At 63.1% G+C, this 12,330-nt stretch carries 7 protein-coding genes; 6 read left to right on the top strand and 1 reads right to left on the bottom strand.

Annotated features, from left to right (window positions below; genetic code table 11):
- Nucleotides 1-88: 88 nt before the first annotated feature.
- Both G6N32_RS29020 and G6N32_RS29015 read left to right on the top strand, forming a co-directional pair.
- Nucleotides 89-421 carry a winged helix-turn-helix domain-containing protein gene (locus tag G6N32_RS29020; protein ID WP_232077822.1) on the top strand — a complete coding sequence of 111 codons (333 nt, stop codon included), beginning with the start codon at nt 89-91 and terminating at the stop codon, nt 419-421.
- A 75-nt stretch (nt 422-496) separates the two neighbouring features.
- Complete coding sequence (locus tag G6N32_RS29015) at nt 497-997, top strand: restriction endonuclease (protein WP_232077291.1); 501 nt, start codon at nt 497-499, stop codon at nt 995-997.
- Nucleotides 998-1,131: 134 nt separating this feature from the next.
- Here the strand turns inward: G6N32_RS29015 and G6N32_RS23565 are convergent, their stop codons facing one another.
- On the bottom strand, nt 1,132-1,329 hold the full coding sequence (locus G6N32_RS23565; protein WP_147291995.1) for a hypothetical protein: 198 nt from the start codon (nt 1,327-1,329) through the stop codon (nt 1,132-1,134).
- Nucleotides 1,330-1,679: 350 nt separating this feature from the next.
- On the opposite strand from G6N32_RS23565, the gene G6N32_RS23560 reads away from it, so the two are divergent.
- The 4 genes from G6N32_RS23560 (at nt 1,680) to G6N32_RS23545 (ending at nt 12,330) form a co-directional block, all read left to right on the top strand.
- Nucleotides 1,680-3,983: an AAA family ATPase gene (locus G6N32_RS23560; RefSeq protein WP_232077289.1), complete on the top strand. Its 2,304-nt coding sequence runs from the start codon at nt 1,680-1,682 to the stop codon at nt 3,981-3,983.
- A complete protein-coding gene (locus tag G6N32_RS23555; RefSeq protein WP_115318673.1) occupies nt 3,980-4,321 on the top strand; it encodes a hypothetical protein in 342 nt (113 codons plus the stop codon). Before G6N32_RS23560 ends, G6N32_RS23555 begins: the two co-directional genes overlap by 4 nt.
- A gap of 326 nt (nt 4,322-4,647) precedes the next feature.
- On the top strand, nt 4,648-5,154 hold the full coding sequence (locus G6N32_RS23550) for a hypothetical protein (protein ID WP_115318674.1): 507 nt from the start codon (nt 4,648-4,650) through the stop codon (nt 5,152-5,154).
- Nucleotides 5,155-6,030: 876 nt separating this feature from the next.
- Nucleotides 6,031-12,330 carry an anti-phage protein ProA gene (locus tag G6N32_RS23545; RefSeq protein WP_115318675.1) on the top strand — a complete coding sequence of 2,100 codons (6,300 nt, stop codon included), beginning with the start codon at nt 6,031-6,033 and terminating at the stop codon, nt 12,328-12,330.

Raw genomic sequence — 12,330 nt, 5'->3', positions numbered from 1 at the left:
CGAATCCGCCCGAGAATCGAGGCAAGCTCGGCTTGTGCTGCCCTGTGAATGCAATAGTGGCCTGGTGACCTCGAGTGGACCCGTGGCGATGCCTGTGTGGTCGGGCTTTCTCAAACCCGTACTAGAAGTGCTGGCCGACGGCAAAGTATGGAAAAGACGCGAGCTCCTCGAAGCTGTCTGTAACCATGTCGGGCTCACGGACGAGCAACGTCTCGAGCCTTTGTCGTCTGGCGAGTCGAGAGCCGAGAATCGTGTCGGTTGGGCGGTGAGCGCGTTGTATAAGGCAGAGCTCGTTGAAAAGCCACAGCGGGCGGCATACCGGTTGAATGACGCCGGCAGACAATTCCTTGATCAGCACCCGAATGGGATTTCCGAAAAAACTCTAAAGACTCTGCCCGTCTACCAGGCCTACGTCGCGTGACTCGGGAGCGGCCAGGCCGCGGCCAATAGCGCCGCAGTCGAAGTCATAACAGGGGAGTCGGCCGACCCGCTGGAAATGATTGAGAACGGGGTTGCCGCGCTGCACGGAGAGGTTGCGGCGGATCTGCTCAAACGCCTGCGCGAGCAGGACCCCAGCTTCCTTGAGCAGTCAGTGCTCGACGTGCTCGTCGCGATGGGGTACGGAGGTGCTGAACAGCGCGCGACTGTCCTAGGCGGATCGGGAGACGGCGGTGTTGACGGAGTCATCGATCAGGATCCGCTCGGACTGGAGCGGGTTTACGTGCAAGCGAAGCGCTACGGCAAGGACAACAGCGTCCAACGACCTGACGTCCAAGGATTCGTCGGCGCACTCCACGGGGTGGGCGCAAATCGAGGCGTGTTTATCACGACCAGTCGCTTTTCGGCGGGTGCGATTGAGTATGTGAAGGGCATCGGCACCAGGGTTGTGCTGATCGATGGACAGCGGCTCAGCGAGTTGATGATCAAATACGGCGTTGGCGTCCAAAAACGCCAGGTGTTCACTGTCGTCGAAGTCGACGAGGATTACTTCGAATGACCAGGGCCGGGCCGATCCGGCTAAACCCCGCCTGACTCGCGCTGTAGGTCCAACTTCCACCCTTCCACAACCCTGCGCCACAGCCGTCGGAATTCACTTGCTTTGCTTAGCCCTCTGTCCGCCGGCAGCAGCGATCAATCTGGTTCCACCTGCTCCCAGAAGAACATCAAGGCGTTTGCATCCGGCGGTGTCGACGTGGAAACAAGACGCCATCCTTCCTCAGACTTGTCGTACATGTGGTTATAGGCGCGAACCGCGAGATTTTCCACGTCCGGGACGGCGTCTGTGCTGTATGGGTTGGTGAGGATAAACGTGCAGTCGTAGTTAGGCATCGTGCTCGTATGCTCTCCTATCATTGACGATAAGCATGCGGCCATCGCACTCAGGTAGTCCAATCTTGATTGCTTAATTTAGATTCGTCAGCATGCGGCCGGACCACCCCGTACAAGCCAGTGCATTCTAGACATTAAAGCCATCGCGTTGCATCGCGATTCTCGGTGGCCAAGCAGCCAAGTGACCCAGCTGGTTGGTCACACGCGAACGCCTTTGGTTAGAACACCCGCCGTGTCGGTCCGCCGTAGTTCAATAGGGCGGTGGGGAAACGAGCGAGGAATCGGTCCAAGACGTCATACTGCAGCTGCTCGACGACGACGCAGCGCTGCACTCGGACATCAAGAACGCGGTGCTCAACGCGCTTGCTGAGGTTGCCGACGAAGATACGGCCGCCGGCACCCAACCTTCACCAACCTTCCTGACCAGCATCTCGGTGGTAGGTTTCCGCGGCATTGGGGGCCAGGCCCAACTCGATCTTTACCCCGCGCCTGGCCTAACTGTGGTCAGCGGACGCAACGGCTCCGGAAAGTCGAGCTTCGCCGAAGCGCTCGAACTCGCTCTCACCGGCACCAGTTACCGCTGGCTCAAGAAGGAAACGTTATGGGCGGAGTCTTGGCGCAATTTGCATCGCCCGCACCCCTGCGCAATCCGGGTTGGGTTCACCGCTGAAGATCTAGGGCCGTTCACGGTCGGGGTCAGCTGGGATAAGGGCGCCGAGCTCAACGCCCGGACGTCGTACACGCAGGTGGCCGGTGGCGACCGCACGGAGGGCACCGGCAGTCTGGGGTGGGGACGTCCACTCGAGCTGACCCGCCCCGTGCTGTCCTACGACGAGTTGGGCCGTTTGTTCGATGGCGGCCCGTCGGCGCTCTACGACGCGTTGGCCAAATTGCTCGGACTCGAGGTGCTCGCCGATGCTGAGAAATGGCTTGTAGCAGAGCTCAAGTCATCGAAGGCCGGACGTGATCGCGCCGATGACGAGCGCAAGAGGCTGCTCGGTGTACTTGCCGACAACGCTGACGAACGCGCGGAGCTGGCCACGACGCTACTGAAGAAGCGGGGCGGTGCACCGCTGGATGAGGTGCTGGCCTTGGTCACTGGATCAGATGCTCAGGGCCACACGGAGCTGTTGGCGCTGCGGCGCGCCGCGGCGCTCGAAGCGCCCACGATCGACGAGATCGATTCTGCGGCAGCCCGACTGCGAGCCGCTACTCAGAACCTGACGACGGTCGCCGCGTCGTTGGCCGACGGCACCCGCCAGCGGGTCCAACTTCTCCAGTCGGCGCTTCGTCTGCATGACCATGAAGGCGACATCGACTGCCCCGTGTGTGGCCAGGGCAGACTCGACGGTGAATGGTCCAGCGCTGCAAGGGAGTCGGTGGCCAGCACAGAACAGGTCCTCAGCGAGTATCAGGCCGCGACAGCCGAGCTCGTTAGCGCCCGAACCGCGGCGCTCAGGCTGGTCGGCAGTGTCGAGCAGATCGGCGAGGTGCCCGGAGTGGAGCTCTCTGCACTCAGGAGCTACAACGAGGCCGTTGCAGCCACCGCCGACAGGCCCGATGGCGACGTTGACCTCGCCAACCACCTGGACTCGGCTCTGCTGAGTGTCGCGGGCTGTGCCGAAGTACTGCGTGCGCAAGCCCAAGAGGCACTTGAGCTTAAGGAGTACGCATGGGCGCCAGTTGCAGCACAGATCGCTAGCTGGGTCTCGCTGGAGCGAGATGCGCGAGAGAACGACGGCACCGTCAAGACCATGACCGCCGCGAAGAAGTGGCTCAACGAACGTGCTGTACCCTTCCGCAACAAGCGACTGGGAACCATTGCGGCACAAGCTCGCAAGATTTGGGGTGAGCTCCGCCAAGAGAGCAATGTCGACCTAGGCAACGTCACCCTGGAAGGTACCGCCACCAAACGCAAGGCCGTGCTCGAGGGTTCCGTCGACGGCGAACCGACCAAGGCGTTGCCGGTGATGAGTCAGGGCGAGCTGCACGCGTTGGCGTTGGCGTTGTTCCTGCCGCGAGCGACCGCAACCAGCAGCCCGTTCCGGTTCATCGTGCTCGACGACCCGATTCAGGCGATGGACCCCGCGAAGATCGACGGCTTCGTCCAAGTGTTGTCGGAGATCGCTCAGACGCATCAAGTGATCGTGTTCTCACATGACGACCGGCTGGCGTCGACAATCAGGGACACCGGAACGGACGCGAGGCTCATCGAGGTAGTCCGTGAGGCGGGCTCCAAAGTGACCATCCGCGACAACCTCAATCCCGCGCAGCGTCAGGTCAACGACGTCTTCGCCTTACTGAAGGACGAGGGTCTGCCGAAAGAGATCCGAATGCGGGTGATGCCCGGGCTCTTCCGGCTCGCGGTGGAAGCCGCGGCGAAGCAGGCGTTTTACACGAAGCGGGCGCTTGCGGGCGGCAGCCGTGCCGAATCCGAGAAGGCCTGGACGGCGGCGATGAAGACCGGCCAGCGGATGGCGTTGGCGGTACACGGCGACTCGAAAGCTGATCTCACCAAGTGGCTCGACGCGAGGCCTGAGCGGCGCTACACCCTTCGGGTATGCAATGCCGTGCACGGCGACGGCGTTGACATCACCAAGCCGGAGGCGGAGGAACTCGAACACACGGTCCATGCGTTGTTGGCGCTGCGATGAAGGCCGTCGACCTGGTGGCACAGGCACAGTCGATCTTGACGACGCGTGCGTCCGGCGGCCTTTCCGCAAGGATGGCCGCGTTCCTGGCTCGCCGCGCACTGGAGGAGATTATCGATGCGCGCTGTACCGAGGTCGATGCCCGAGCACCGAGCGCCAACACACGCAGCCAGTTGCTCATCCTGCGGGTTCTCGACGATGCCGAGGTCGCTAGCCGCGCGGCGGTCGCGTGGCATCGCCTGAGCAATGCCTGCCATCTCCATGCCTATGAGCTACAGCCGTCAGTAGCCGAAGTTCAGCAGTTGTGTGGGGTTGTGGCGGGTCTCGTGAGCGAGGCGTAGGTCAATAGCGCTGTTGCACAACGGCGGGTCTAGTTGCACGCATCTCGAGACGGAGGGAAGCATGAGTCCGGAAGCCAATGGTCTTGCGTGGCTTGAGGACTACGCGCACAACTGCCTCTGGGTCGACGATGAGCGGATGGAAGTTGGCGGCGAACACTCACATACTGGCAAGCGCGTCTTGCGCAGACACCGACGATCAAGGTCCTGCCAGACAGGCGAGCCAAGTGGTGTGTTCGCACGCGGGTCGTCAAGGTGTCGCCGGCGCGGACGGGGCGACGCCGTCCAACCAATGGCCAAGAGAGGTTTCGACAAAAGGCTGGTGAGTGATGAGCACTGATGAATGGCCAATCGGATACCAGCCGTTGGACTGGTCCGATGACGACGGGGACTACGTGCAATATGGCGACTATACGATCGAAGCGGCTTATGACGACAATGACGCAGTCGTGGGCTATTACGTGTCCTGGAGCGAGGACGGGATGCGCGAGGACCTCGGATCTGAGGACATCGGAGGGATTCCAGCTGAACGCTCCAGAGCTGCGGCGGTGGCCGCAGTCGAAGCGTCGCGTCGCGAACGCTACCGGGAGGTGGGAGAGCTGTTCTTCGGTGCGGTCGGGGAGTGGACCGATGATGATGATCGGCCGCTGGTTCGCGTCGACCAACAACGCCGGATTTTCTGCCGGGACGGCGATAAAGAATTCGAATTGATGTTAAGCCTCGACGAATACGATTCGTTCGATACCGCGACGCGTCGCAAAACACTCGGCCTCCGCACCTTAAACAACCTCGCGCATAACGGCTACCCCGATGATCTGCTCTGGTGGCCTACGTAACGACGGTGGGCAGCCGTTTCGCAGCTGTCAATCTTACGAAATATGAAGTGGGGGAATCACGTCAGAACTCGCTGTGTCGTCCCGTACTCACAATTTGCGTGTGTTACGCCTCAGGTTCCACAAGCGCGAGGAGGTCATCGGCCACGAGTTTGGCGTCTGGGTCGGTCACTCCGGTACCGAACGAAACGCCTTCGGCTTTCAGACCTCCTTTGGGTCGCGGGTGTCGCTCAGCAGCCCAGGCGTCGACATAGCGCGGTCACCGACACAGGTGACTGTGTGCGCCGAACAATTTGTATGCGGCTGGATTCGGTGAGACCGGAGCAGCCGCACGTACGGCGTTAGTGTGCACCGGAGCGCTGACGCAGTCGTGCGGCAGGACCATCCTTCTGTGCTCGAGCGGATAGCGAACACACACAAGCACGGACAGAGCTTAGGAGGCCGCTGCCCGGATGTCCGCCTTCCTGGGCCCCCACTGTCCATAAGAACCGACGGTAGGGCAGGTGGCACAGATCCTCTGGCGGAATGCGAGTCGCGGCCTGTTGGCTGGACACCCCGCAGCCGCAGTGAGCGCCGGGCTGCAGCTTTAGTTCCTTGGCTCTAGCTTCCACGACGCTGCTCCAACTTGTCGGTGCCCTGTGCGAATCTGTGCGGCTCGCTTGAGGCGGGCCGCCGAGCCAGATGAACGGAGACTTCGATGACCCATGTTCGCTTGACCTCCAGTCGGGACGTTCGCAAATTGGAGTTGCTAAGGCTGCCCGTCGACATCGGCGTCCGTGATTACATGATCAAGCCTTTGCGACCGACTATGCCGCAAGGGCATTCGTTTGCAGCGCCGCGGTCGCTGTGGGACGTCTCGAAAGCTAAAGGGGAAAAGCAATGAACGCCGTCGATCATCATGCCCTTGTGGGGCAAACGCTGACCACACTCGCCGGTGGCCTGTCGCCGTTTGTCAGTCAGGTGCTCAACCAGTTGCTCCCCCCGGGCACCGATTGGGCGGAACTGCTGCGGGCAAAGGATGGTGCGAACGGTCGCCGAGGCGGCGAATACCAGAGCCGCGACCTCGCCCTCATGCTGCGCGCGATGACCGAGCGACTCGGTGAACTCGGCTATCCCTTCAACAAGGCCATGCCCAGGCAGGCCGAGATCTACGCCAAGGAGCTGCGCGAGGTCCGCAACAAGTGGGCGCACACCGGAGACTTCAGCGATGCCGAGACCTACCGTGCCATCGACTCGGCCGAACTGCTGCTGCGCGCCGTCGGAGCCACCGACGTCGCGGAACGGGTGCACAAGCTGAAGTCTGCGGTCGCGCCTGCCGCACCAGCAGGAAAGCACTCGTTGGCCCCGCCCGTCGTTTCCGTGTCCACGGCGCCTCCGGCGGCGGAAGACGCGCCTCGTATTGATATCGCAGCCATCTCCGACCTCAGCTACGCGATGGCTCACTGCCGTATCCCGGTTGTCGACCACATCACCGTCGACAACACCGGCGGTGACCGGCAGGGCGCGGTCATCGAAATCGACGTGGTCAGCGCCGACGGTTCACACGGCGGACCCGCAGAGATCCACCTCGACTTGTTCGCACACCAACCCACTGTGTTGCGCAACGTGGACCTCAAGCTCGATCCGGGATCAATGCTGCGCGTCGACGAGCAGCGGCCCGGCGACATCCGCGTCGTGCTGCGCGACAGCACCGGCGCGGTGCTCGCGGACGCGGCCAAAGAGGTCAACATCCTGGCCGCCAACCAGTGGAAGGCCACCCCGCCGCAACTCGCGCTGGAGATGCTGGCGGCGTACGTCCAGCCCAATGCGGCGGTTATCTCCGGTCTGATGCTCGACGTTTCGGACCGGTTGCAGGCCTCAACCGGAAACTCGTCGCTCGATGGGTACCAGAGCGAGAGCCCCGAACGGGTCGACGCGATCGTGCGAGCAATCTTCGACGCCATGAAAGCGCGCGACATCCGCTATGCCGAGCCGCCCGCCAGCTGGGGCGATATTGGCCAGAAGGTACGCACGCCCGCAGAGGTGCTCGAAGGACGCCTGGGTACGTGCCTGGACACCACCCTCGTGATGGCCGCCGTGCTGGAGCAGTGCGGCATCAACTCGACGATCTGGCTGCTGCGTGGGCATGCGTTCCTGGGTTACTGGCGCATCGACGGAGCCCTTCCGAACGTGTCCACCACTGAGCCCGTCGAGGTCGTCAACCAAGTCGACCTGACCAATATCGGACTCATAGAGACCACGATGCTGACGCAGTCCGCTGTCGACGCGACGTTCGACGACGCCAGACGCTCGCCGCACAACCGGCATCTCGGTGACGACCTGACAAACATTCTCGGCGTCACCGATGTGCAGCAGGCCCGGCGCGCACGTATCTACCCGTTGCCCAGCCGTAGCGTCGATTCCGACGGCAATGTTGTTGTCTCGGAGTACAAGCCGGGAGCCGGTCCGGTCATCGCGCCGTACACTGCCAGTGAGTCGAAGCCTGCCGCGCAAGCCGGCGGGGTGCCTGCCCGCATCAGGCAGTGGAAGAACGCGCTGCTGGACCTGAGTTTGCGCAACAAGCTGATCAACTACACCGACCGCGCCGGCTACCGGCTCGACGTCCCCGGGGCGGCGTTGAGCCGCTTCGAAGATGCCATCAACGCCGGTGCCCAGATCTCGCTGCTCGGCTCGGATGAAGTGCAAAACGTCGACATCGCCCGAGGGATCCGCTTCGGCCGCGACCTGCCCGAGCCTGACCGCGAATTGCTGCTTGCCGACAAGCATGGCGCCTACATCGACATCACCGTGGCGTCTTACAAGAGCAAGCTGCGTTACCTCGCCAACAAGGCGAAGACCATTGTCGAAGAGACCGGAGCCAACAATCTTTACCTGGCTTTCGGGATGCTCAGCTGGGAGCTGGCCGACCGACAGCTGAAATCGCCACTTGTGTTGGTTCCGGTGACCCTCAGTACGACCAACCGTGGTGAACGCTATGTCCTCACCATGGACGAGGCGGGCATGTCGACGCCGAATTACTGCCTCGTCGAGAAGCTACGCACATCACTTGGTCTGGAGATCCCGGCGCTGGCCCAGCCGGACGAAGACGCCTCGGGCATCGACCTGACGGGCACGTTCAACGGGGTCCGCCAAGCCATCGCGGACGCCAAGCTCCCGTTCCGCGTCGAAGACACCGTGCACCTGTCGATCCTGCAGTTCGCGAAGTTCCCGCTGTGGAAGGATCTCGACGAATCGTGGAAAGAGCTGTCCCGCAACAGTTTGGTCCGTCATCTCATCGAGAGTCCGCAAAACCCGTTCGTCGACCCCATCTCCGACCTCGCCGAACCGAATCTCGATGAACTCAGTACGACCGTGCCGGTACCGGCCGACGCGTCGCAGCTGCGCGCCGTCGCCGACGCCGTCGGCGGCCGCACTTTTGTCCTGGAGGGACCTCCGGGAACAGGCAAGTCGCAGACCATCACGAACCTGCTCGCACATGCGATGGCAACGGGTCGTCGAGTCTTGTTCGTCGCCGAGAAGCGCGCGGCACTAGACGTGGTGAAGAAGCGTCTGGAAAGTGTTGGGCTGGGCGAGCTTTCGCTGGACATCCACGACAAGTCCGCTCGCCCGGCGGCAGTGCGGGCCCAGATCAAGCATGCGCTCGAGCTGCGGCTCAGCCACGACGCCGACTTGCTGAAGACCAAGCTACAAGTCGCCGAATCGAGCCGGCACAGCCTGGCCCGCTACGCCGATCGGCTCCACGAGCAGAACGCGGTCGGCCAGTCGCTGTACACCGCACGGTCTTCGGAGCTGGCGGCAGATCAAGACGTCACACCTCTCGCAGTACCGAGAAGCCTTGTGACCAATCCTGATCCCACTGTCTTCGACAGCGTCGCGCAGGCGTTGCGCACCCTGCCCGAAAAGGTCGATGACGCTCGTCCACGGCCCGACCATCCCTGGGCATTCCTTGACCGGGTGCCGCCAGCTGGCCTTGATCCGGCCAGGATTCACGCTGCGGCCGTGGCATTCGACAACGCGCTGACTGAGTTGCAAGCCGGCGGGATTGCGTTGGATGTGCTCACCAAGTACGACAGTCCTGGTGACGTCGACGCGTGGTCGCGGCTGACTTCGGAACCACGGTATCCGCTGGCTGCCGTGGATGGGCTGCACAGCCCGCAGGGGCAGGCGCATCTCGCCGGTATCGAGCAGGTGCTCGCGCATCTGCATCAATCAAGACCAGAATGGTTGTCCACCGTCACACCGGCAGTCGTGGATCTGGACGTTCCAGCCATCCACGCGGCGGCGGTGGCCGCTGATGAATCCGGGTTCTTTGGTCGCAAGAAGCGCCGCCGGGCAGTCCTCGCTCAGCTGACTGATGTGCTGGCCGTGGATCAGGCGGCGGTAGACCTCAAGACTTTGTCGAAGCTCACCGAGCAACTTCAACAGAGTCACGCCATCGTTGCCGACCTCCGCCAACGGGTTTCGGCTCTGCCGATTCTGGTGTTCGACCGCACCTGGAATCCGTTCACCGACGCGGATGCGGGGCATCTCTCTGCGACGGTGGCGGCGGTGCGGCGTATCGGGCAGGTTCTGTCGGCGCAGCCTACGCAGCCACGTGTTGCGGATCTGCGTATGTTCTATGCCTCGCATCCCGCAGGTGCGTTCGGGCCGGCGCTGCAGGCTTGGTCCACCGCGTGGACGCAGCTGGCGCAAGTGACCGGCGCCGACATCGTCCGGGACGGCTTCATCTCGCAATGGTGGGCCGGTCGAGCTGCCCGCAAGCTGGAGTCTGCGGCGACCATCGAGCGATGGGTTGCGTTGCTGCAGCACGTCGAGCCCCTCACCTTGGCCGATATGCCGCACGCGCGGGCGCAGATTCTTGCCGGCAATGTCGTGGCCGAAGACGCCAGCCTCGCCTTCGACAGTGGGGTGGCCGCTGCGTCGATTGCCGAGCGTCTAGAAGCCAGCGGGCTCAGCGAGTTTGACGTGACCGCACACGGCAAAGCGATCCAGCGCTTCACCAGCAGCTCCTCTGCGATCCGCGAAGAGCTGCGCCGTGCCATTCCCGCCGGGCTGCTCGCCGACCGCAAGTTCGATGCGTACACAGAGAGCGGGCAAGTCGGCCTGCTCAAGCGCCAGTTGGACCGCAAGCGTGGCGGGATGAGCGTGCGCGGTCTGATGGACAACTTCGGTGAGCTGATCACCCAGATCTTGCCGTGCACGTTGATGAGTCCGGACTCGGTGGCACGGTTCTTCCCTGCCCGCCCGGACATCTTCGACATCGTCGTGTTCGACGAGGCCTCGCAGATTCGTGTGGCCGACGCCATCGGTGCGATGGGACGCGCGAAAGCCGTTGTGGTCGTGGGGGACAGCAAGCAGATGCCGCCGACCAGCTTCGCCGAAGCCAGCGCATCGCTGGACGACGAAGCCACGGACAGCCCCGAGGTCGTCGCCGACGAGGAGTCGATCCTCAGCGAATGCGTGCAATCGCTCGTCCCGCAGCAGTGGCTGTCGTGGCACTACCGCAGCCAGGACGAGGCACTGATCGCATTCAGCAACATCCACTATTACAACGGCCGGCTGGCCTCGTTCCCGGCGCCGCTGACACCGGCGACCGGCCACGGCATCTCGCTGGTTCGAGTCGACGGTCAGTTCCAGCGGTCCGGCAAGGGCAAGACCCTGCGTACGAACCAGGTTGAGGCCGAGCGGATTCTGGCCGACATCAGGCGTCGCTTTGCCGAGTCTCCCGACAAGGCCCCATCGATCGGTGTCATCACCTTCAATTCCCAACAGCGTGACCTGATCGAGAACTTGTTGCGCGACACCGGCGACGAACGGCTACTGCAGGCGCTGGACCATCCGGATGGGCTGTTCGTGAAGAACCTGGAGAATGTTCAGGGCGACGAACGCGACACCATCTTGTTCTCGGTGGCCTTCAGCAAGAACGACAAGGGGTTCGTTCCGCTGAACTTCGGTCCGTTGTCTCGGCCGGGCGGCGAGCGTCGGCTGAACGTCGCGATCACCCGTGCGCGCTGCGAAGTGGTGCTGTACTCGAGCTTCGACCCGTCAGATCTGCGGGCCGAGGAGACCACTCAGGTCGGCACCAAGCACCTGCGTGCCTATCTGGAGATGGCTCAGCGCGGCGTCGAGATGATCACCCAGGGTGGCCGACGCAATGCCGTAATCGACCGGCATCGCGATGACATCGCGGACGCCCTACGCCGTGAGGACCTGGTCGTCCGATCGGATGTCGGACTGTCTGACTTCCGCGTCGATCTCGTGGTGTCCGACCCGGACGAACCCGATCAGCCATTGGTGGCGATCCTGCTCGACGGCACCGAGTGGTACACCCGGCGCACAGTGGCCGACCGTGACGGTCTACCGATCGATGTGCTCTCGAATCTGCTGCATTGGCCCGGAGTGGAGCGAATCTGGTTGCCGGAGTGGCTCAGTCAGCGCGAAGCCACGATCGGGCGTATTCGGGACGCGGTGGCGGCGGCCAAGCAACGGCGCCTGGAGCCACCGGCACCTTCGGTGGAGCCGGTGACGATTTCCACAACGCCCGAGCCGGCGGAGTTCGTGGCGTTCAAGTCGGCTCCGTCGGCGGCGAGCGCCCCGGTGAGCGTGCGGCGACACGCTGACCTGGCCGACTACAGCCCGTGGATGCCGGTCGTTATCGGCGGAGTCAGTGTGTTGGACGAAATTCATACCAGCTACAACCGGTCGCACGTCGTCAAGATCGCCGAGTCGATCATCGAGACCGAAGCGCCGGTGCACAAGGATCGGTTAGCGAGACTGGTGGGTGGCGCATTCGGGCTGTCGCGGGTCAGCGAAGACCGGAAGCGCGCCATTCAGCGGGTGGTGCCGCAGGAATACGCCCGCGCCGACGATGCCGACTTCTATTGGTCGACGGGCACTGAGCCGCAGATGTGGCGCACCGTGCGCGTCCCCGAATCAGGCGAGAGCCGTCCAATCGACGAGGTGAGTCTGGTCGAACTTGGGAACGCGATGGTCGTAGTGGCCGAGCAGTCGGGCGGCGCTCTGAAGGACGACCTCAAGCGTCAGGCGATGGCATTGTTCGGCGTCAAGCGAATGGGCGCGGGCGTCGCAGCGCGTCTCGACTCGGCGCTGGAACGCGCTGTGGCTGTGGGGAAGTTGCGTGTGCTTCCGACGGGAGTTGTTGTTGCGGGGGCAGCATGA

This window comes from Mycolicibacterium aichiense (assembly GCF_010726245.1).
Classification (GTDB): domain Bacteria; phylum Actinomycetota; class Actinomycetes; order Mycobacteriales; family Mycobacteriaceae; genus Mycobacterium; species Mycobacterium aichiense.
Note: the sequence above shows the minus strand (reverse complement) of the source record. Positions and strands in the feature narration are given on the sequence as shown.